Genomic DNA, 21,418 nt, shown 5'->3' on the forward strand with positions numbered 1-21,418 from the left:
TCCATGTTTTATTTGGAAAAGGATAGTTTAATCCAAAATTCAATTAAATCAAATGTAGTAAAACAAAAACAGTCTCGAAAACATTCGAGACTGCACATTATATTTTTGCTGATTAAATTATACTTTCGCTGGAGTAGTTGAGGCCTTTGTCGCATCTAAAGAAATTGCAGATTTATCAAATCTGATTTTACCGCCTCCTTCTGTTTCAATTAAAAATGTTGTATCATTTGCACCAACAATTTTGCCATGAATACCCGCTGTTGTTACAATTTTATCGCCAATACCAAGTTCAGCAACTAATTTTTTATGGTCTTTTGCTTTTTTAACCTGCGGGCGAATCATAAAGAAGTAGAAAACTACCATAATTAGTACCATGGGTACAATTGTACCTAACATACCACCACCTGCTGCTTGTAATATTACTGTTGATGTCATTTCTTATTTATTTGTATTATTTATTTTTTAATTTATTTTTTGGCAAGTACTTCTCCAACCAAATGAACCGTACTTACATTTGGGTTTGCATTTGAAGTAACTGTTACGACTTTATCTTGCATACCCATTTTACCTTCGCTGTTGAATACTACTTTTATTACACCTTCTTTTCCGGGCAATATTGGTTCTTTTGGTGTTTCAGGAATTGTACATCCACAAGTTGCAGTTGCATTAGAAATAATTAAAGGACTTTTACCTGAATTTTTAAATTTAAATTCATGCTGAACCTTTTCACCCTGCTCAATTTTTTCGAAATCATAGATATCACGCTCGAAAGAAATAACAGCTGCATCAGCAGGCGCAATTTTTGAAACATTGGAGGTGTCGTTTCCAACAGAAACTTTTGAAGTTTCAGGAGAATTTGTGTTTGCATTACGACAAGCTGCAAAAGATAATGCAGCTATAGCCAGGATGAATATTCTTTTCATTTTATTCTTCAATTAATCCGCGACCAATCTTTTTTATGGTATTAGTTTTCTTTAAATCGCCTAAAATTTTGTCTAAAATACCGTTTATAAATGAATTACTTTTCGGTGTACTGTAATCTTTTGATAACTCCAGGTACTCGTTAATGGTTACTTTTACCGGAATTGAAGGGAAATTAAGTAATTCGCAAATTGCCATTTTCATCAAAATAGTATCCATTAATGCGATACGTTCTGATTCCCAATTTTTAGTTCTTTCGGCAATCATTTCCTGATATTTTACATCATTTTGCAAAGTATATACGAATAAGTCCTGAACAAATTTACTATCCTCTACCCAATCAGCACTTATTTCAGTAAGCTTATTTTTAAAAGGATCATCTGATGTAAAGTTTTTGAGTGTTTTGGCAACCATACCTTTCATCACTTCATGATCAACTTGCCAATTGATAAATTTCTCTTCAAAAACCTGAATAATTGACTGATTTTTTAAGATGATTTTTCTAAAAATGTATTTGATAATATCTTTTGATGATTCTAAACTTTCATTAGAATCTGCAAGGTATTCTGCATATTCTTTTGAAGCTTTTAACGAGTTGTAAACTGTTTTACGGATTTCCGGATCGAAACCCCAATCTACCTTATACTTTTTAATACAAGAAACATATTCAGGATTTTGCTGCATTAAAACACTAAATTTATTATGCAGTAATTTCATGTTCGGATTGATGTCTTCTGCAGTTTTTATGTGCTTGTTGGCACGTTCTGCAGCATCATTAGCAGTAAACTCAGTAACTTCCACCATTAAAGAAAGCATCCAGATGTACATTTCGTACACACTATCAATACTCTGCATTAAAGTTTTAAGTTCACCTTTAATGTCTTTTTTGTCTGCCATGTGCCAAGCAAAAATATTTTGCAAAGCTTTAATTCTTAAGTGCCTTCTGTTTAACATGAATGTAAGAACGAGTGTGGTTTATATAACCGATTAATAAAATGTTTAATATGTTGATTTAATTTTTTTTATGTCTGCAATACGCTTTTCAGCAATACGATTTGCTGCTATATTTGTTGGTATTTTCTCAGTTTTACTTAATTTGATAACGTTTCTTGTTGCTTCGTAAATATTTTCTGTTAACTGAACAGTACGCTTTTTACCAAAACCAGTTAATTCAGAATAGCAAGAGATTAATCCGCCAGCATTAATTAAATAATCAGGAGCAAAAAGAATTCCTTTTTTCATTAGCAACTCACTATCTAAAACTTCATCTTTTAACTGATTATTTGCCGAACCTGCGATAATTGCAAATTTCATGCGCTCAATGGTTTTGTTATTTACCGTAGCACCCATTGCGCATGGCGCATAAATATCGGCATCTATTCCGAAAATTTTATCAGCTTCTATTGGTTTTGCTTTGTATTTGCGGGCTACGTAAGTTAATTGTTCCTGGTTAATATCACTGATTAAAACTTCTGCATTTTCTTTTCTAAGCAAAGCAACCAAATGCTCACCTACGTTTCCAATACCTTGTACAACGATTGTTCTACCTGCAAGCATATCCGTACCAAAAACTTCTTTAACACTTGCTTTAATACCTAAATATACACCTTGAGCAGTAAAAGGTGCGGGATTTCCTGCACCACCTATCGATTCTGGAACGCCTGTAACATGATTGGTTTCCATGCGTATGTATTCCATATCGCGGGTATTTGTCCCCATCTCTTCAGCAGTAATGAATTCGCCATTAAGGTTATTAATAAACCTACCATAGCTTCTCATTAAACTCTCTGTTTTATCTTTTCTCGAATCGCCAATGATTACCCCTTTTCCACCACCTAAATTTAATCCTGTTATAGCAGATTTGTAGGTCATTCCTCTTGATAAACGTAAGGCATCTTCTAAAGCTTCCCCTTCGGTAGCGTAACTCCACATACGTGTTCCGCCTAAGGCTGGCCCCAATGTAGTATCATGAATGGCAATAATTGCTTTTAAACCCGAGTCGGCATCATTACAGAAAACCAACTTTTTATGCCCGTAAGCACTTAATTGCTCTAAAATGGAAGAATCTGACGAAGAATTTGCTGGCATAATGAACGTTCGGCTAACCTGCTGCAAAATTAAAATAAAAAACCATTATTACATGATTTTAACTAAACTATAACAAAATTTGTTGCGCATTGGCTAAGTTTGTGAAGTATGAAACACCTGAGTCGCTTAAATAAATACTTTCTTAAATATAAATGGTGGATTATTCCCGGAAGTATTTTCGTTGTAATTTCTAATATTTTCGGTGTTGTACCTGCTCAGGTTATTGGTTATGCCTTCGATTTAATTACAGAAAATATTCAAATATATAAGTTGTTTAATGGCTTTAATCGCCAACAGGTTATTTATGATATTTTTAGCAACATCCTTTTATACTTTGGCCTTTTGGTTATTATACTTTATATATTAAGAGGGCTTTTTTTATTTTTTATGCGCCAAACAATTATTCTAATGTCGAGGCATATTGAGTTTGATATGAAGAATGATATCTATCAACATTATCAAAAATTAAGTTTAGGTTTTTATCGCAGAAATAATACAGGCGATTTAATGAATCGGGCAACTGAAGATGTAAACCGTGTTAGAATGTATGTTGGTCCTGCAATTATGTACACCATAAATACCTTCGTATTATCGGTACTAATTATTTGGTCGATGTTTGATGTAAACGCTAAACTGGCTATTTATTGCCTTTTGCCATTACCGTTTCTGGTTATCATCATATATTATGTAAATACATTAATTTTTAAGAAAAGCGGAAAAATTCAGGAACGCTTATCAGACCTATCGAGTTTTGTACAAGAACGTTTTTCTGGAATCAGAATTATTAAATCTTATGTACGTGAAGATTACACCAGAAATATGTTCGAAGCACAAAGCAATGAATATAAAAAAGATTCGATGAGTTTAGTTAAAGTTTCTGCCTTGTTTTACCCAACAATGCTACTTTTAATTGGCTTAAGTACTATTCTAACCATCTATATTGGTGGCATTCAGGTTATGAATGGAAGCATCACAGCTGGAAATATTGCAGAATTTATCATTTACATAAACCAGTTAACTTTTCCCGTAACAATGCTCGGCTGGGTTACCTCTTTAATTCAGCGGGCAGCAGCTTCGCAAAAGCGGATAAACGAATTTTTGGATATTCCCTCAGATATTCAATCAATAAACAAAGAAGAAAAAATATTAAAAGGAAACATTAGCTTCAATAATGTAAGCTTTACTTATCCTGATACGGGCATACAAGCATTAAAAAATGTAAGTTTTAAAATCAATAATGGCGAGTTTGTAGCAATAATTGGCAAAACTGGTTCTGGAAAATCTACTTTGGCCAACTTAATTATGCGCATGTATGATGTAGAAAAGGGTTCAATCAATATTGACGGGCAAGATTTAAAGTCATTAAACCTAAAAAATTACCGTACGCAGATTGGTTTCGTTCCTCAGGAAGTTTTCCTTTTTTCTGATACCATTAAAAACAATATTGCTTTCGGCTTAGATACTGTTACGGATGATGAAGTTTACGATGCTGCAAAAAATGCTTCGGTTTACCATAACATTATTGATTTTGAAGAAAAGTTCGAAACCATGCTTGGAGAACGCGGAATAACCCTTTCCGGTGGTCAAAAACAACGTGTATCAATTGCAAGAGCATTAATTAAAGTCCCTAAAATTTTAATATTTGATGATTGTTTATCTGCTGTTGATACTAAAACTGAGGAAGAAATTCTACAAAATTTAGGCAAAATTATGAATGGTAAAACCAGCATTTTAATTGCGCACAGAATTTCCACCATTAAAAATGCAGATAAAATTTTAGTATTAGATGAAGGTAAAATCATTGAGCAAGGCACACATAATGAATTGCTTAGTTTAAATGGCAGTTATACCGAACTTTACAATAACCAACTTTTAGAAGAAGAAAGCAGAAGTAGTTAATTTGTGTTAAATTCTATTTTGAACTTTAAATATTTGCTTTATATTTACCGAAACCAAAAACCAACATCAATACCAACCATGGGAGAATTCGACAATAAAGAGAGAGAAGAAGTTTTTTCAAAGAAAGTAAGAGCAGGTAAGAGAACTTATTTTTTCGACGTGAAGGCTACTCGTTCAGGTGATTATTACTTAACAGTTACCGAGAGCAAGAAAAGATTAGAAGACGGTGTGTTTGTAAAACATAAAATCTTTTTATATAAAGAGGACTTTGAAAAATTTGCAGAAGGCCTTACAGAAACTGTTGAATACATTAAAACACACCAGGATGTTATAGAGAAGCGCTACGAATACTCTGAAAACGGAGAACATAGCGCAAAAGCAAGCGACGATTTTTCTTTTTAAGTAAATATAATTTCAATACTTGAAGTCTCGATTTTCATCGAGACTTTTTTTATGTTTAAAATCAACTCAAAAGTACATCATTATGAAAAAAATCATCTCTTCACTCCTACTACTTTTCATTATTCTATCTTCATACGGACAGGAAAAGATTGACAAGAAGCTACAATCAAAATTAGATGAATTAGTCAAAGGCTTTAATGGAGATGTTGGGATTTATGTTAAAAGTTTGAAGACCGGTAGATCAGCATCAATAAATGCCGATACAATTTTCCCGACAGCAAGTATGATAAAAGTACCGATAACTTGTGGAATCTTTAATAAAATAGAGAAAGGAGAACTAAATTATCACAGCGATTTAATGTATTGCGATAGTTTATTATATGCTGGCGAAGATATTTTAGGTTCGTTTAAAGATAGCGAGAAAATTGCCTTGAGCAAGGTTTTAATGCTAATGATTACCACAAGCGACAATACAGCGAGTTTATGGTTGCAGCTTTTAGCAGGAACAGGAAATGCGATAAATGAAGTTATGGCTAACAACGGATTAAAAGATACCAGAGTTAATTCTCGAACGCCGGGAAGAAGCCTAAATCAAAAAAAATACGGTTGGGGCCAAACAACACCTAAAGAGATGGCAACATTACTAATGTTAATTAGAAATGGTAAAATGATAAGTCCTGCTGCATCTGAAAGGATTTATAGAAATTTAATTCGCATTTATTGGGATAGCGAAGCACTTTCTCAAATTCCCCCAACTGTACAGGTAGCATCAAAATCTGGTGCCGTGGATGCTGCTCGATCGGAAGTTTTATTGGTAAATGCACCACATGGCGATTACGTTTTCTGTATTACTACAAAAAACCAGAAAGATACTTCGTGGAATTATGGCAACGAAGGATGGACAATAATTAGAAAACTCAGCAATCTTTTATGGAATTATTATGAGCCAAATTTTGGCTGGAAACAACCAGAAGGCATGCAGAAATACTTTTAAATAACTTAAGCTTTGGCCATGCTTGCTGCAAAAAGCAATATAAAAAGGAAGTAACAAACCATTATAACAATTGTAAAAATACCCCAGAATTTAAATAATGATTTCATGTTCATCATAGCATCATTTAAGCTTTCCTGGTCGCCAAATAAAACACCTTGTTTTCCTTTATTTGAAAATTTGAAAAGCAATAAACTCGGATAAAAATACATTAATGCCAATACTAAATAAATAAGCGTTACCCCTATTGCACCAGCACCTGCAAAAGGACCTAGTTGTGCAAGAACTGAAGGGTTTGCAGTTATCGCAGCTCCAATTCCAAAAGAACCGATGATCAAAAAAGCAGATAAAATAAATCCAATAACGGATAAAAATCTAGCCCATTTAGAAATTTCATAAATATAGCTTCTCATTTCTTCAGTTACTATTAATTTTATTTCCTGAGGCGTTTGCTCTAAATCTTCTATGCTCATTTTTATAATTTTGGATAAACTTAGATAAAATATCCATTAGCAACAAATTGCTGACTTAAAATAAAGGTTTAAAAGCTTATCTTTGCCGCCTGAAAAAGGTGAAAGTGAAGAGCTAGGTTTAACTAAAAACCAAAAACGAACAACCAAAAACGTAAATCAATATAATCGTAAATCAATATAATATAAATGGCATTACAATGTGGTATTGTTGGCTTACCAAATGTGGGTAAATCGACACTTTTTAACTGTTTATCGAACGCAAAAGCGCAAGCGGCAAACTTTCCGTTCTGTACAATTGAGCCCAATGTTGGCGTAATTACTGTGCCCGATGAAAGATTAACAAAACTTGCAGAATTGGTGAAACCGAATAAAGTTCAGCCAAATACAATTGAGATAGTTGATATTGCTGGTTTGGTTAAAGGTGCATCCAAAGGTGAAGGCTTAGGTAATCAGTTTTTAGGAAATATCCGTGCTACAAATGCAATTATTCATGTTTTACGTTGTTTTGATGACGGTAATGTAATTCATGTTGATGGCTCTGTTGACCCGATTCGTGATAGAGAAATTATTGATACAGAACTACAACTTAAAGATCTGGATACTGTTGATAAGCGTATTCAAAAAGTGGAGAAAATGGCTAAAACCGATAAAGATGCAAAACGCACTTTTGACATTTTAACTGTTGTAAAAGCTCATTTAGAAAGTGGTAAATCTATTCGTACGGCTACATTAACTCAAGAAGATTTTGATTTCATTGAGGATTTAGGTTTATTAACGCAAAAGCCTGTAATGTACGTTTGTAATGTTGATGAGGCTTCGGTTATTACAGGTAATAAATACGTTGATTTGGTTAAAGCAAATGTTGCTGATGAAAAAGCAGAAGTTTTAGTAATCTCTGCAAAAATCGAATCAGAAATTGCAGAATTGGATAGTTATGATGAACGTGAAGAATTTTTAGCAGATTTGGGTTTAACAGAATCAGGTGTAAACAAGCTGATTAGAACTGCTTATAAATTATTAAACCTTTACACCTATTTTACCGCGGGTGTACAAGAAGTTAGGGCATGGACAATTACTAAAGGTTTTACAGCACCACAGGCAGCTGGAGTAATTCATACAGATTTTGAAAAAGGTTTTATCCGTGCCGAAGTTATTAAATACACCGATTTTGTAACCTTAGGCTCTGAAAATGCTTGTAAAGAAGCAGGAAAATTAGGTGTTGAAGGAAAAACTTATATCGTAGAAGATGGAGATATTATGCATTTTAGATTTAATGTTTAAACCCCAAACCCCTAGAGGCTTATAAAATCATAAAGAATAAGAAGAGCTGCCCAAAAAAGGCAGCTTTTGTTTTTATAGTTATTTTTTCTTAAGATGAAGTCTAACGCACCAAAACTAAAATAATAGCATTAATTAGCTTTTTAAACCTGATTGAAGTGGAAATCTCCCGATTTTTCATAGGGAATTGAAACAGAAAGCGGGAAGAATCTTTAATAGAAATACTAACGTTGCTTTCCAAAAAAAATTAACACAAATAATTTAGCTTTTTCGATAAATTTAAACCTCCAATCCAAAGCCTGCTAATTGCGCTTTAGTGTCTTCGTAACTTGTATGATGAATACCTTGTAAACCCAAACCTTCTGCAACCTGCACAAAAAGCATTCTATCATCTATATACAAACTCGTTGCAACATCACTTTGCGAAATATCTATCGCGACTTTAAAAATATCGGCGTCTGGCTTGCGGAAATGAACAAAACTTGATGAAACAAAGAAATCAACAAACTCATTTAGCTTGAAAGTATTAATTCGATATTGATTAAGTTCTCTTCCCTCATTGCTTATTACTGCAACTTTTAAATTATACTTCTTCTTTAAATCGCAAATTAATGCAATCATATCATTATATGGCAGCGATTTTTTGAACATGAATTCCTTAAAATCATCGTAAGAAAACGAACGTTCTTCGTAAAAAACCAATCTTTCTAAATACTCATCCAAAGTGATTTTACCTACTTCGTAAGTATCAAAAGTCAGGTGATGCCTTTCTTCAACTTCTGCAGAATCTAAATTGAAAAGCACCGCAGCTTCACCCCTAGCCTTTCTATCCCAGCCATTGGTTAAGAGTACGCCACCGATATCGGTAAAAAGTGTTGTGATTTTTGCTTGATTTTCCATAAAATTGATTTAGAGCAATACGCCTTTTAAAAATAAAACTGCAAAACTGAAATATATAATTAATCCGGTAACATCAACAAGGGTTGCTACAAAAGGCGCTGATGATGTTGCTGGGTCGGCACCAAGTCTTTTAAGCAAAATTGGAAGCATTGAGCCGCTTAATGAACCCCAAAGCACCACAAAAACTAGTGAGACGCTTATGGTAAAAGCAATTAAAAGCCAATGTTCTCCATAAGTGTTTGGCCAGGCCAGGTGCCAGAAAAAAATTCTTAAAAAGCCTATAACCCCCAAAGAAAAACCCAATAAAAAACCCGAGCTAATTTCTCTATTCATTACTCGCCACCAATCTTTTATGGTTACTTCGCCTAAAGCCATTGCCTGGATAATTAGTGTGGATGCCTGAGAACCACTATTTCCACCACAAGAAATAATTAATGGAATGAATAAGGCCAACACTGTTGCTTTATGAATTTGTCCTTCGAAAAAGCCCATTGCGGTTGCAGTAAGCATTTCGCCAAGCATTAAAATTGCCAACCAACCCACACGCTTTCTAACTAAATTAAATATGGAAGTATCAAGATAGGGCTCATCTAATGCTGCGGTACCACCAATTTTGTGCATATCTTCTGTGTATTCCTCGTTTGCAATCCACAAGATATCATCAACAGTTACAATACCCAAAAGAATATTATTTTCATCAACAACAGGCAAAGCCACGCGGTTATTCATTCTGAAAATATTAATGGCATCTTCCTGCGGGTCGTTTGCCTTTAAAGCGATAAACCTTTTATCAGTTAGCTCGCCAATAATTGCATCAGGGTCAGCCAACAAAACCTCCCTAATTCTGATGTCATCAAGCAGAATACCATCTTTATCAATAACATAAACTACATCAATGGTTTCTGAATTTTTACCGTAGCGCCTGATATGCGAAAGCACTCTTGAAATAGACCATTCAGGCTTTACGGCAATATAATCAGGGGTCATTAAACGACCAATACTATCTTCTTTATAACCTAAAAGCGCTAAGGATTCCTTACGTTCATCTGGAGGAAGAAGCGTAATCATTTTTTTAACTACATCACCTTTTAATTCACTAAAAAGAGCGGTACGATCATCAGGTGGTAAATCTTTTATAATTTGATTAAGCTTATTGCCCGATAGTTTTTTGATAATACGCTCTTGAGTCGGAAAATCGAGAATCCTAAATACGTTTACTGCCCGGTTTAACGAAATTGTTTCGATAAATTTAGCTGCATATTGCGGAAGTTCATCAATCAGTTCTTCTACATCAGAAATATTCAGCGCATCCAAATATTGTTTTAACGCTTTATCATTCTCTTTTTCAAGCAGTTCCTGAACCTCTTCTACAACCAATTCTTCCATAAACAACTAAATTTTTATTACATGCTTAAACCTTTATAAATGGTTCGCAAAGGTGCATTTTTATTTTTTAAAAAGCCAATTTTGCCATCAACAGGAAGTTAATTTATGGTAAAGTAAATACAGCAAATTCTTTTATCTTAATATTTGGAATTCATTATTTCTGCGATATGCAAAATCAACAGACAAACGAACATGTTGTTTTAATAAACCTCAAATTATGCTGATTTTAACTTCTATATAAGAAGAAAGTAACATTTTGATTTTCTATATTTGCAACTTTATGCTCCCGTAGTTCAATGGATAGAATTATGGTTTCCGGTACCATCGATATGAGTTCGAATCTCGTCGGGAGCACTTCACGAGACAAACCAGTTTTAAGCTGTTTGTCTCGTTTTTTTTATTTCCCACAACTCGATGTTAATCATACATATTAGCTCCACCTCTTCGTTCAATCTGGGTTTTCGATAACCATTCTCATGATAGACTAATTTTTCAGTTAAAATAGCAAATATAATTTCGCTTTTTACGTCTATTTCGTTCTCAAAATATGCCTTATCGATATTTAAAAGGGTGTTAAATAATTTTTTTAATTATGTTGTTTACATCTTCTTATTTTTATTAAAATAGTTTAATTTTTTTTAAGACAATACAACTTTTCCTCATATATACCCAAAATTGGGTTTTACTAAATTTTAAACTTTTCGAGTTTGCTATTATACTAATCTCATTAATCATTGACATATGTAGATCAGAGATTAACATGAAGGTAATTTTACAGACCTTTCTAAGTTCGAATCAATAATTCGAATTTTTTAAATTAATCAACATTAATATTTTAAATTTGATTTGCTTAAGTAAACAATAAATAAAATTAATAACCTTCTACCCTATCAATGAATTACCTGGAAGACACCAAAAAACTGCTTGATAAATCCAATTACTTTTACATTATTACCGCTGGTATGGATGGAAACTATTCCTATGTGAATAAGCATTATGCTAATCAGTTTGCTTACATACATAGAGAACTCCAGGGTCAGCCCTATCACATTACTATGCATGAAGATGACCGGGACATCTGCCGGGAAGTTTCTGAAAAATGCTTCGCCAATCCAGGTTTGCTTTTTCCCGCCACTATCCGCAAGCATGATGGAAAAGGCGGATATATTTATACCCAATGGGAGTATTGTGCGATCTTGGATGAAGAAAACAATCCGGTTGGAATTTTCTGCCTGGGTTATAACATAACTGAGTTTATTGGGGACAAGATTCGTTTGAATGGCGCAATGGATCAAATCCAGGAAAAGTCAAATCTTTTAAATAAGGTTGCTTTTCAGCAGTCCCATTTAATCAGGGCACCACTTACCAATATTCTTGCCCTTGCTGCAATCCTGGAGAAACAGACTAATAACAAAAAACTTTTGTCAATATGTAATATGATCCTGGAGAGTGCCCTCAATCTCGATCAAGTGATTAGAGATATTGTTGGTGATATTAACCACCAGAAACAATAGGATTAGATAAAATTAGGTATCCTATTTTTAGTAAAACAAGTGAAATTAAAATTTGTTATAAAGTTAAAAGTCTAGTCTTTCTACCATATTTGATTTTAATACTACTTGCAAAAGATGAATTACGAAACCCTGATTATAGATGACGATGATATTGCTCTTTTCTTGCACGAAACCATCTTGCAAGACTGTGGATTCGCTAATGAACTTAAAACTTTTAATAAAGCCCAGCATGCATTAGCATATATTGAATCCTATCAGAATAGTGCCGTGAAATATCTTATTTTCTTAGATATCAACATGCCAGTAATGAATGGATGGCGGTTTCTTGAAGCCTTGGAGAATTACCCCAACAGCGCTGATATTAAAGTGATTATGGTTACCTCCTCAATCGAAAAAAGCGATAAAGAACGTGCAATGTCAGTCAAATTTGTAAACGCCTATTTGGAGAAGCCATTAAAGCAGGAGCAAATTCGCAAACTCCAAAACAATATTAACTTTAAGGATTTCTTTATAAGTAATGGTAGGTAAGCGATAAGGACTAATAATATGCCTGTTAAAACCAGTGTTTCAAGCCTTTATTACTATGCATTGTCCCATTTTTTCAATTCATAAGCAGCGTACCAATAACGATATTCCATTCTATAAGCCTAAGTTATCTTTTATCGGTTTTCAGCTTGGCGAAGTGGCGGAAATCGAAGCAGAAAACTTCAATTTTGCACAAAAGTTGAACCGAAGAACAACTGTTGAATTTGGCACTAAACCCGCCATTTTGCCAAACTGATGTTGGCGGTTCGTTGTTTATTCAATATTGTTGGTTAAGTATCCATTTTCAAGTTCTACCAAGTCAAGTTTAATAAATTCTTGAAGATGTTTTGAATTTAAATGTTCGTTAAATGATTGTTCGTTTCTGAAACATTCCCAAATAATTATTGTTGTCGGGTCGTCTTTTAATTGTTTAATGTCAAATGAAATATTTCCATTTTCCAATAATGTCTGGTTTCTTAAAGTTTTAATTTGTGAAATTACAAAGTCGGTTTTAGTCGGGTCTTTTATTTTTAAAATTCCTGTTGAATAAAATTGTTGCTCTACTTTTTTTGGTTCAATTAAGTCCCACTGATTACCATACAAATCTTCAAAAACAGCAACTATTCCATAGTCTTCAAAACTTGGTTCTCTTATAATTTTAATTTTGTTGTCAATTAGGTTTTGATAATCCCTTTTGAAATTGTCGGTATGTAAAAACAGAAAAACTCGTCCACCAGTTTGATTTCCAATTCTACTTTTTTGTTCGTCATTAGCGCCTTTTGCTAATAATAAAGAACACTCATTTGCACCTTTTGGTCGAACTAAAACCCAGCGTTTTGTATCTGATAAAACGGTGTCCTCAATTAAAGTGAATTGTAATTTTTGTGTGTAAAATGCAATTGCCTTGTCATAATCGTCAACAACTAATGCAATACGTGTCAAATTTTGTTTCATTATTCATTTTGTTTTCGGTGTCGGTTTTTTACAATGACCGCCAACTTCTCAATTTGGTCTGACTGGCTGCTTTATTTCAGCGTTCAATCGATTGATGATTTGAAATTAAAAACTCATCATCCACAACACCTCAATTCATTTTTGGTATGGCTTGCTACCATATCTCGTCCTTTACTTATAACCACTTTGTCATCTGGCCATTTAAGAAGGATTTCAACGATTGCCGTCAGATCATGTATCATAGAATATTGAGATCTCACACAAAAAAGCCAAAATGCTAATTAAGAAATCATCGGCATAATGTGATATTATTTTGATTGGGATACGTGAAAGGTTTTTTTTTACGCTTACAGCTTTCAACCCGCAACTGCCTGCTTCTATCCGAAATCTTACCTGATCTCCTATCCTTAAAAACAAGGAGTTTTTGGGCATTTCAAAATCAATGTCCTGAAGATTTGAATCCATAATTTTTCCTTTGCCCCTTAACGCATTATATTTAAATATCTTGCCATACCTTAACATATTGAAATTCAAAACAAAGTAATATTTTTTACCCGTAATTTATATATAAAAAACTACTTTTACAACGCTACTACTTTCAACTAATAATTTCTTAAAAAGCATTTCATTGCACTTCTGCTTTCAAGCTTAAACCAAACTCAGACCGCTAAAAGTTGCATTAGATATTCTCAGACTATACTCCAATTTATGGCACAATACATTTGAATTTAACAAAAGATTACAGATTACTTCAGCATCGATTAACTACGTACAGTAAAAAGGTGAATAATAAAATCACTTTATAAAAAGGCAGCATAAGGCTCAAAACTTTTACCTGCTTAATAATGTTGTACAAGCATTAATTCATTAAAATTATATAGATTCAGGAGAAAAAATTTGAAATAAAGAAGGGCGATACTGAATAAATTGTCGAGCCTCAGGAAAACGGCAATCACAGAATTCTTAAGGAAAAGAGAAATATTAGTTTATGATGTAAGCTCAAACTTGATGAACTGGCATATGCAGGCATTTGAGATTTGATATACTAATCCTGTGCACCAATCTAATAAATATAAAGCTCAGGACTTTATCCGGCCTTTGGTACCTGAACTTTCAGGCAGAAACGACATTGAGGTTTTAATCCCTTGGGAATTTGATATTCCTAAATATATCAAACCTATTGAAATATATAAGAAGTGGAGCAGAGGAATTAACTTGATAAGGTCTAAAGCCGAATAGGCGTTCATTATCCATTGGACAGAATTGGCTTCATAGATTACCTATTCTGAAGTCTGCAATTCGCCTTACATCTTCAAAAAAATTTCGTTGGTTTCTTAGGATAACCTCACTAAAAAAATCAGTTTTTAAGCTGTATCTCTCGTTCTTTTTTATTTTATCTGGATACTGTTTATAATAGATTTTTAGAAATTTTATTTATAAACGTCAATAATAATAAAACCGGACTTTTAAGTTTAAAAGTCCGGTTAGTTAACATGATAAAGTATTTAAAATTATTTAATCACCGGCAATAAATTTCAATATTATCATCGTTAATTTTAAAGCTACCAAATAAAAAAACTTTAATTTACTTCGTTTTTACCATATCAATCATCATTGAAATTTCATCTACAGCAGCTTCATTACTTCCATCAAAGCCTGTTAATTTAAATCTTATGTTTCCTGATCCGTCAATTATAAATTTGGCCGGGATACCAACTACATTATAACTGCTAACAACTTTATTTTTTTTAGTTTGTGCATCTTTTATATCCATTAAAACCTCAAAACTGTACTTCATATTTTTAATAAATGCACTGGCATCTTCTGTTGGATTAGCCTCTCTTTCCCAGGTATGAATAAATAAGAATTTAACATCCTCATCATTCTTATACTTATCTACTGCCATTTGCATCGCCGGAAAAGAAGCTTTGCATGGACCGCACCAAGTTGCCCAAAAATCTAAAATTACTATTTTGTCTTTATAATCCACTAAGGAAACCTGTTTACCATCTAAATCGGTTAAGGTAAACCCTGCAGCTGGTTCTTTAATCATATCCTTTGTTAATTTCTTGCTCAATGCCTCAAGATAACTTTTCCTTATCGCTAATGCATATTCATCAAACCCGACATCGTTTCCTTTAACCTTAACATATAGCTTTTTAAAATCAGCTGCCATTGCAGCATCAGCTTTGCCCGCTTTAACAACTTCCTCAAGTTTATCGTAAGCTTCCTGGTCTTTTTTTAAGCCCATTAAAATTTGTGCGTAACGATAATTTAATTTAGGATTTAAGCTTGTACTTTTTTTATAAGCCATTTCAGAATATTCTAATGCCTCGTTGTACTTTTTACGATCGTAAAGAATGTTAGCATAAGTACTGGCTAAACCAGGATAGCCTGATGCTGAAAATTTAGCCCAGTTTTCATTTCCTTTTTTACCATCTAGGTAAGAAAATGCATTATCCATTGCCATTTTAGCATAAATTTCTGCGTTAGCCAAATCACCATTTTTATGAAAAGCGGTTGTAAGGCCAGAGTATGCATTACCTTTCCAAAAATCTACTTCAAGCATTTTTGCATAGGCATTTGCTTTAGCAACATTCTTTTCAGCAGCATATTTGTTTGCTATTATAGACCGTACGTAATCATAATCCAAACGGTCAGAAACATCTTTATTTTCATATTTTTCTGGTGGGAATTTTTTAATCCATGCTTTATAAGCAGCTTCTGCTTCAGCAGCTGTTTTCATTTCGTAAAAGTCCTTAGATGCTTCTCTTCTTGCTTCCACACCTAATGGAAAACGGACTATAACATCTTTGTAAAGTTGTTCAGACCGCTTTAAATCGCCCGACTGGTAATAATAGTTTGCAGCCATTAATACCGATTTTTCTGTATTCCCTTTTGATAGTTCAGCTAGTTTAGACCTCAGCAATTGCTTGTCAGATGAATCTTTTGATGCAACCAATCGGTTAAGGTATTTAATTGTTGTGTCGGCTGTTGATTTATTCTGTGCCTGTGCAACATTTACCATGGCCGTAAGCAAAAGTAAAGCGCAAAGTGGTTTTAAAAATTTCATATTGATTTTCATATTTAGTATCGATGAGTCAAGTATAGGCTGCCATAGCTTAATTGGCCTGGCAACCTGAATATTATTCATTAATTATAACCCGGATTTTGAGTTAAATTAGAATTTAAATTTATCTGGCTTAAAGGTATTGGATACAATTGAGCAGTTGTTTTGTAGGTCGATTTTAATGGTCCCAGAACAGCATCTGCAGTACCTGTTCTTTTTAAATCGAACCATCTGTTACCAAATTCACCAAAAAATTCTAATTTTCTTTCTTTAGCAATTGCGGTTAAAAGTGTTGCTTGAGTTGAAGCAGTTGTGTTTACCAATCCTGCTCTGGTACGGATTATATTTAAATCACTTTGTGCGCCAGAAATATTAGCTTGCTGTGTTCTTGCTTCTGCACGGATCATATATACTTCTGCTAAGCGAAACAAAACGGTATATTCATTCCCTAATGTTGCTGCGGTAGCCGTTTGAACTTTATACTTGTTAATTCTATAGTATTTTATTGCATTAAAAGTTGTAGAATCAATCCATGTTGTTTTTCGGTTGTCATTTAACTCAAAATCTTTTGTAAAGTTATTGTACAAAACGTAGTTAGGAGGCGAAACATTGTTAGCAGAGCTAGTAGTACGATACGTAGAAAAAGCTGATGCACCAAAAAGGGTAGATAATTGTAAAATTGTTTCTGGACTGGTATTGATGAAAGTATTGGCAGTGGTTGCCATAGTGTAAGTACCAGAACCAATTATTTTTGTAGCTTCTACTTCTGCATTTACATAATCTTTATTGTACAAGTAAACCTTTGCCAATAATGCAGTTGCTGCCCATTTATTTGCCCTCACTTTTAAAGCCGCTGTACCAACATAACTTGTTGGCAAAAGATTTTGCGCATCCTTTAAATCTGTTAGTATTTGTGTGTAAGTTTCGGTAATACTTGCTCTTGGATTACGGGCATTGTTTAGCTCTGTTGGGTCTAAACTAATCGGTACGCCACCAAAATAATTTACCATATTGAAATACATCATTGCCCTGAAAAATTTAGCTTCACCTGTTAATTGGCTTTTCACAGCAGCAGAAATACCAGCTGACTTATTTACACCATCAATAATTAGGTTACTTTGCCTGATAACCTGATAGGGATAATCCCAAAGATAGGATGATGAAATTGAAACGTTTGATGGCAGTACATTCTGAGCGAACAGAATTAAATCAGCATTGGATGTGGTATTTTGCAGCTCATCAGCAGAAAGTCCGCCAAGCCAGCTTACATATTGTAGGGAATTGACCGTTAAAAAGTAAGAATATAACGTCAAAGTGGCACTCGTAGCCGAAGCATCGTTGGCAAAGGCATCTTCTCTGGAAATAAGGTTTGTTGCCAAATCGGCCTCCACAAATTTTTTGCATGAAGATAAAGTAACGGCAACCAAGGCAAGGATGATAGCCTTTTTGAAAAACATATAAATAATTTTCATAATTCTCTTAATTAAAATGAACAGTTTAAACCAAATACAATTGTACGTAACTGAGGAGCAGCAATATACTGACCCGTTCCAAGTCCAGGTCCAGTGCCAGGAACTGTTGATTCAGGATCGTAAGTATATTTCTGCTTCGCCCAGGTATACAGGTTTTGTCCCTGAACGTAAATACTAAGATTGGATAGTTTTAATTTATTTGTTAATTCTTTTGGGAAACTGTAATTGATGCTAACGGTTTTAAGCTTAAGGTAAGAAGCATCACCCCAATTCACATCAGAAGATGTAAGATTGCCATAAGATGGATCATTCACTGTAGACGCGGCAGGAAAAAGTGCAACATCGCCTGGTGCCGCCCACCTATCTAACAACGCTGTGCTTAGATTAGTATAGTTAATTCCTGCCGGGCTTGAGCTTAAAGTCGAATTTAGTATTCCATAACGATGGTTATACTGGAACATAAAATCTAAAGAGAAACTCTTATAACTAATACTGTTATTCATTCCTCCGAAATATGGATGACCATAATAACCTACATACCTATCGCTCGCAAAACTGATAAGTCCATCTCCGTTCAAATCCTGATAGGTTGGTAATCCTGTAGCAGGGTTAACACCAGTGTATTTATAAAACCGCCTGATGTCAGTTGGTTGCCCAACCACGTAGGTACTGGCATAAAAGGTATTTGCAAGGTTATCGAATTTAAGCAGCTTACTTCTGATGATACTTAAATTGATATTGGTTGTCCACTTGAAGCTTCCGGAAGCCACATTAATAGTTGTCAGTTCAAACTCAAAACCTTTGTTTTGAACAGTTGCATCCATATTAGCTGTGTACCCGGTACTTCCAGACTGTGATGGAATGGTTATAAAATTTAGCAGGTCGGAAACGCGGTTACGAAAATAATCCGCCTTTAAGAAAATCCGGTCTTTAAAAAAACCAAGCTCTACTGCTACATCAAGTTTTTTATTGGTTTCCCATTTCAAATCAGGATTTTGAATATTTGAAGGAATAATTGTTGTGGCACCATCGTAATTATATGCAGTACCTGAAGTAGAATAAAGACCAAGATATTGATAGTTCGAAATCTGATCATTACCGGTAAGGCCATAACTAGCCCTTAACTTACCGAAACTTAAAAAAGTAAAGTCTTTCATGAAATTTTCCTCAGTGAATATCCAAGAAGCACCTACGGCACCAAAATTTCCAAACTTATTATTATCACCGAAACGTGATGAACCGTCTCTTCTAAAGGTTCCATCAACAATGTATTTTCCCTTCCAGTTATAATTCAGACGTCCAAAAACAGCATTGTACTTATAAAAGCTATTTGCATTTGCAGATGTGGTAACCGCCGCTGCACCGGTTAGCGAATAAAGTAAAGCTTCATTATTGTATCCCGTACCGTTCAATAAAATTCCGGCTGCATTGGTTTTTTGAAAAGTCGTACCAATTAAAGCTTCCAGATTACCCGCCCCTATTTTAGCTGTATATACCGCTTGCGGTTCAATGATATAGGTGTCGTTATTATTATCTGCATACCTCAAAGTGCTCACTTGTGCCGTTGCAGGATTTTGAGAGCTGGCCGGATTTATCTGCTGTTGTTTTAGTCTGGTTGTGGTATAACCTAAATTTGCCCTTACCATTAAATTTTGTAAAATTTTATAAGAAAGATTAAGGTTGGTTAATAAATTACTCGTTTGGGCATCGGTTCTTTTAGGATCGTAAGAAAGCGGGCTTGTAGATGTCCAGTTTACAGTTCCGTTTGCATTATATAATGGATAATTTGGTGCAAGTGCATAAATACTGCTTAAATCTGTATTTGGCAAAAGATTTTTCATGTATGCATAATTTACTGAACCATCAATACTGAATTTTCCATCAGCACTTTTATGCCCTGCATTTAACCGGCTCGAAAATGTCGTTGCACCATAATCACTTCCATAAACAGTACCTTGCTTACGGTAAGTTGAAGAAAAAAGGAATGAGTTTTGAGCATTTCCACCCGAAACCGACCCAGTTAAGTTTGTAGTATGTGCCGTATGTCCAATAAAATAATCTTGCCAGTTTGTATAAGCATTCTGATCCCAAGTAGTTAAATCTAAAGCATTTGCTGCAGTCGGTGTAACACCCGAACGAGCAAAGGCAGCTTTACGCGTTGCTAGGTATTCCTCTGTATTCATCATTGGAATGAAGTTGGATACATTTGAAACACCACTGTTGAGGTTGAAATTGTAACTGGTTTTTCCTGTACTACCTTTCTTTGTCGTAATTAATACAACACCATTCGAACCACGTGAACCATAAATAGCGGTGGCATCGGCATCTTTTAAAATATCGATACGCTCAATATCTTCGGGTGCAATCATGCTAAAAGGGCTCACGGCTCCGTTAGCTGCACTAACTCCATTTGCATTTAAATTATCAGCAGCAGGTTGCGCACCATTAAAAAGTGTAAATGGAACACCATCAATTACATATAATGGTATAAATCCAGCACCTGAAAGACCTGTATAAGCGCCCCTGATATTCATTCTTACGCCTGCGCCCGGTAAGCCATTATCTTGTGTAATTTGTACACCGGCAATCCTGCCTTGCAGGGCTAACAATGGATTTTCAATTGTTTGTTTACCAATTTCAGTTGCCGTGATTGAACTTACAGCACCCGTATTGTTTCGTTTGGTTGTACTTCCATAGCCAATAACCTGAACCTGATCTAACGATGAAGCTGAAACATTAAGGCCAATATCCAGCAAGCTTGCAACACCGCTTTGCAATAAACCCTGATTAATTTTCAGCTCTTTTGTTTCATAGCCAATGTAAGAAATCACCAAGATGTCGTTTTCTTCCAGATCAAGTACAAATGCACCTGTGGAGCCAGTTATTGTATATTTTTTTGTTCCCTTTACCGTAACGGTTGCACCAACAAGTGGATTTTTATTTTCATCAACAATACGTCCGTTAAATCTAGAGGAAGTAAATACAGAACTGATTTTATCTAAAAAAGAAGATTCTTCTCTTTTAATGAGTATTGTATTTTGTTCAATGGTGTAGGTTAATGATTTATCTTTTAATATATATTTTAATACTTGTGCCAAAGGTGCATTTCTAAAATTGACACTAACTTTAGCCCCATCATTAAGAATATTTGTAGCATATAAAATTCTATAATTGGTTTGCTTTTCAACTTCCTTAAATAAATTGTTGATGGTTACATCTTTTCCTGAAAAAGTTAATTTTTGGGCGAAACTGCTGGCACTAGCATGCATGATTATAGTTGTCATGATGATGACGATGAGTTTCATAATGAGCAGGATTTTTTTGGATGGGTACGTCAAATACCTTCCTTGATAAAAAGGATTAAAATTCATATTTTCGTTTGTTTGGGTTAATGCGTAAATGGACTTCAGAATTCGTTTTTAAAGGGTTAACTCAGATATTTTTCCATGGATGTGCTAGTAACACATTCATGGTTTTTTCTTTTAAACCCTATTGCCTTAACGCGGTTGGAGTAGCTTTTTCTTCATTTGTTTGGTTTTTTTAGT

The 21,418-nt window shown here is 34.3% G+C and carries 18 protein-coding genes and 1 tRNA gene; 8 read left to right on the forward strand and 11 right to left on the reverse strand.

Annotation, left to right across the window (positions count from 1 at the left end):
- Positions 1-117 precede the first annotated feature (117 nt).
- Genes yajC through IEV50_RS07480 form a run of 4 tightly spaced genes read right to left on the reverse strand, consistent with a single transcriptional unit; the run spans position 118 to position 3,009 of the window.
- Positions 118-435 (reverse strand): preprotein translocase subunit YajC, encoded by a 318-nt coding sequence (gene yajC, locus IEV50_RS07465; RefSeq protein WP_188412613.1) that lies wholly within the window; start codon positions 433-435, stop codon positions 118-120.
- Between the two features lie 32 nt (positions 436-467).
- Entirely contained in the window at positions 468-923 is a 456-nt protein-coding gene (locus IEV50_RS07470) for a DUF1573 domain-containing protein (RefSeq protein ID WP_188412614.1), read from the reverse strand.
- Position 924: 1 nt separating this feature from the next.
- Entirely contained in the window at positions 925-1,875 is a 951-nt protein-coding gene (gene nusB, locus IEV50_RS07475) for a transcription antitermination factor NusB (RefSeq protein WP_188412615.1), read from the reverse strand.
- A 45-nt stretch (positions 1,876-1,920) separates the two neighbouring features.
- Positions 1,921-3,009, reverse strand: a complete 1,089-nt coding sequence (locus IEV50_RS07480; protein WP_188412616.1) for a Glu/Leu/Phe/Val family dehydrogenase — start codon at positions 3,007-3,009, stop codon at positions 1,921-1,923.
- A 108-nt stretch (positions 3,010-3,117) separates the two neighbouring features.
- Here IEV50_RS07480 and IEV50_RS07485 point away from each other — a divergent pair, with 108 nt between their 5' ends.
- The 3 genes from IEV50_RS07485 (at position 3,118) to IEV50_RS07495 (ending at position 6,304) form a co-directional block, all read left to right on the forward strand.
- Positions 3,118-4,908: an ABC transporter ATP-binding protein gene (locus IEV50_RS07485; protein ID WP_188412617.1), complete on the forward strand. Its 1,791-nt coding sequence runs from the start codon at positions 3,118-3,120 to the stop codon at positions 4,906-4,908.
- A gap of 78 nt (positions 4,909-4,986) precedes the next feature.
- Positions 4,987-5,310: a DUF3276 family protein gene (locus IEV50_RS07490; protein WP_188412618.1), complete on the forward strand. Its 324-nt coding sequence runs from the start codon at positions 4,987-4,989 to the stop codon at positions 5,308-5,310.
- An 82-nt stretch (positions 5,311-5,392) separates the two neighbouring features.
- Positions 5,393-6,304, forward strand: coding sequence for a serine hydrolase (locus tag IEV50_RS07495; protein ID WP_188412619.1), 912 nt, complete (start codon positions 5,393-5,395; stop codon positions 6,302-6,304).
- A gap of 5 nt (positions 6,305-6,309) precedes the next feature.
- Here the strand turns inward: IEV50_RS07495 and IEV50_RS07500 are convergent, their stop codons facing one another.
- Complete coding sequence (locus tag IEV50_RS07500) at positions 6,310-6,774, reverse strand: DUF5362 family protein (RefSeq protein WP_188412620.1); 465 nt, start codon at positions 6,772-6,774, stop codon at positions 6,310-6,312.
- A gap of 186 nt (positions 6,775-6,960) precedes the next feature.
- On the opposite strand from IEV50_RS07500, the gene ychF reads away from it, so the two are divergent.
- Positions 6,961-8,055 (forward strand): redox-regulated ATPase YchF, encoded by a 1,095-nt coding sequence (gene ychF, locus IEV50_RS07505; protein WP_188412621.1) that lies wholly within the window; start codon positions 6,961-6,963, stop codon positions 8,053-8,055.
- A 276-nt stretch (positions 8,056-8,331) separates the two neighbouring features.
- Here ychF and IEV50_RS07510 read toward each other — a convergent pair whose 3' ends face one another.
- Complete coding sequence (locus IEV50_RS07510; protein WP_188412622.1) at positions 8,332-8,952, reverse strand: HAD hydrolase-like protein; 621 nt, start codon at positions 8,950-8,952, stop codon at positions 8,332-8,334.
- A gap of 9 nt (positions 8,953-8,961) precedes the next feature.
- Positions 8,962-10,338 carry a magnesium transporter gene (gene mgtE, locus IEV50_RS07515; protein WP_188412623.1) on the reverse strand — a complete coding sequence of 459 codons (1,377 nt, stop codon included), beginning with the start codon at positions 10,336-10,338 and terminating at the stop codon, positions 8,962-8,964.
- A gap of 282 nt (positions 10,339-10,620) precedes the next feature.
- Between mgtE and IEV50_RS07520 the strand changes: the two genes are divergently transcribed.
- The 4 genes from IEV50_RS07520 to IEV50_RS07535 all read left to right on the forward strand — a co-directional run bounded on the left by IEV50_RS07520 (position 10,621) and on the right by IEV50_RS07535 (position 12,633).
- Positions 10,621-10,692, forward strand: a tRNA-Arg gene (locus tag IEV50_RS07520).
- A 539-nt stretch (positions 10,693-11,231) separates the two neighbouring features.
- A complete protein-coding gene (locus tag IEV50_RS07525; protein ID WP_188412624.1) occupies positions 11,232-11,852 on the forward strand; it encodes a PAS domain-containing protein in 621 nt (206 codons plus the stop codon).
- A 114-nt stretch (positions 11,853-11,966) separates the two neighbouring features.
- Positions 11,967-12,380, forward strand: a complete 414-nt coding sequence (locus IEV50_RS07530) for a response regulator (protein WP_188412625.1) — start codon at positions 11,967-11,969, stop codon at positions 12,378-12,380.
- Between the two features lie 55 nt (positions 12,381-12,435).
- The gene (locus IEV50_RS07535) at positions 12,436-12,633 is read left to right on the forward strand and encodes a hypothetical protein (RefSeq protein ID WP_188412626.1); all 198 of its coding nucleotides are present in this window, start codon (positions 12,436-12,438) and stop codon (positions 12,631-12,633) included.
- 17 nt (positions 12,634-12,650) lie between these two features.
- On the opposite strand, the gene IEV50_RS07540 is transcribed toward IEV50_RS07535, so the two are convergent.
- The 4 genes from IEV50_RS07540 to IEV50_RS07555 form a co-directional block, all read right to left on the reverse strand.
- On the reverse strand, positions 12,651-13,331 hold the full coding sequence (locus IEV50_RS07540) for a VOC family protein (RefSeq protein WP_188412627.1): 681 nt from the start codon (positions 13,329-13,331) through the stop codon (positions 12,651-12,653).
- Positions 13,332-14,916: 1,585 nt separating this feature from the next.
- Positions 14,917-16,404, reverse strand: a complete 1,488-nt coding sequence (locus IEV50_RS07545; protein ID WP_188412628.1) for a TlpA disulfide reductase family protein — start codon at positions 16,402-16,404, stop codon at positions 14,917-14,919.
- 80 nt (positions 16,405-16,484) lie between these two features.
- Positions 16,485-17,873: a RagB/SusD family nutrient uptake outer membrane protein gene (locus tag IEV50_RS07550; protein ID WP_188412630.1), complete on the reverse strand. Its 1,389-nt coding sequence runs from the start codon at positions 17,871-17,873 to the stop codon at positions 16,485-16,487.
- Positions 17,874-17,884: 11 nt separating this feature from the next.
- Positions 17,885-21,157, reverse strand: a complete 3,273-nt coding sequence (locus tag IEV50_RS07555; protein ID WP_188412633.1) for a SusC/RagA family TonB-linked outer membrane protein — start codon at positions 21,155-21,157, stop codon at positions 17,885-17,887.
- Positions 21,158-21,418 lie beyond the last annotated feature (261 nt).

Origin of the sequence: Pedobacter mendelii (assembly GCF_014635725.1) — a bacterium.
Lineage (GTDB): Bacteria > Bacteroidota > Bacteroidia > Sphingobacteriales > Sphingobacteriaceae > Pedobacter > Pedobacter mendelii.

Coding starts and splice junctions, on each gene's coding strand:
- yajC (WP_188412613.1), bottom strand. CDS start 435: ATGACATCAACAGTAATATTACAAGCAGCAGGTGGTGGTATGTTAGGT.
- IEV50_RS07470 (WP_188412614.1), bottom strand. CDS start 923: ATGAAAAGAATATTCATCCTGGCTATAGCTGCATTATCTTTTGCAGCT.
- nusB (WP_188412615.1), bottom strand. CDS start 1,875: ATGTTAAACAGAAGGCACTTAAGAATTAAAGCTTTGCAAAATATTTTT.
- IEV50_RS07480 (WP_188412616.1), bottom strand. CDS start 3,009: ATGCCAGCAAATTCTTCGTCAGATTCTTCCATTTTAGAGCAATTAAGT.
- IEV50_RS07485 (WP_188412617.1), top strand. CDS start 3,118: ATGAAACACCTGAGTCGCTTAAATAAATACTTTCTTAAATATAAATGG.
- IEV50_RS07490 (WP_188412618.1), top strand. CDS start 4,987: ATGGGAGAATTCGACAATAAAGAGAGAGAAGAAGTTTTTTCAAAGAAA.
- IEV50_RS07495 (WP_188412619.1), top strand. CDS start 5,393: ATGAAAAAAATCATCTCTTCACTCCTACTACTTTTCATTATTCTATCT.
- IEV50_RS07500 (WP_188412620.1), bottom strand. CDS start 6,774: ATGAGCATAGAAGATTTAGAGCAAACGCCTCAGGAAATAAAATTAATA.
- ychF (WP_188412621.1), top strand. CDS start 6,961: ATGGCATTACAATGTGGTATTGTTGGCTTACCAAATGTGGGTAAATCG.
- IEV50_RS07510 (WP_188412622.1), bottom strand. CDS start 8,952: ATGGAAAATCAAGCAAAAATCACAACACTTTTTACCGATATCGGTGGC.
- mgtE (WP_188412623.1), bottom strand. CDS start 10,338: ATGGAAGAATTGGTTGTAGAAGAGGTTCAGGAACTGCTTGAAAAAGAG.
- IEV50_RS07525 (WP_188412624.1), top strand. CDS start 11,232: ATGAATTACCTGGAAGACACCAAAAAACTGCTTGATAAATCCAATTAC.
- IEV50_RS07530 (WP_188412625.1), top strand. CDS start 11,967: ATGAATTACGAAACCCTGATTATAGATGACGATGATATTGCTCTTTTC.
- IEV50_RS07535 (WP_188412626.1), top strand. CDS start 12,436: ATGCATTGTCCCATTTTTTCAATTCATAAGCAGCGTACCAATAACGAT.
- IEV50_RS07540 (WP_188412627.1), bottom strand. CDS start 13,331: ATGAAACAAAATTTGACACGTATTGCATTAGTTGTTGACGATTATGAC.
- IEV50_RS07545 (WP_188412628.1), bottom strand. CDS start 16,404: ATGAAATTTTTAAAACCACTTTGCGCTTTACTTTTGCTTACGGCCATG.
- IEV50_RS07550 (WP_188412630.1), bottom strand. CDS start 17,873: ATGAAAATTATTTATATGTTTTTCAAAAAGGCTATCATCCTTGCCTTG.
- IEV50_RS07555 (WP_188412633.1), bottom strand. CDS start 21,157: ATGACAACTATAATCATGCATGCTAGTGCCAGCAGTTTCGCCCAAAAA.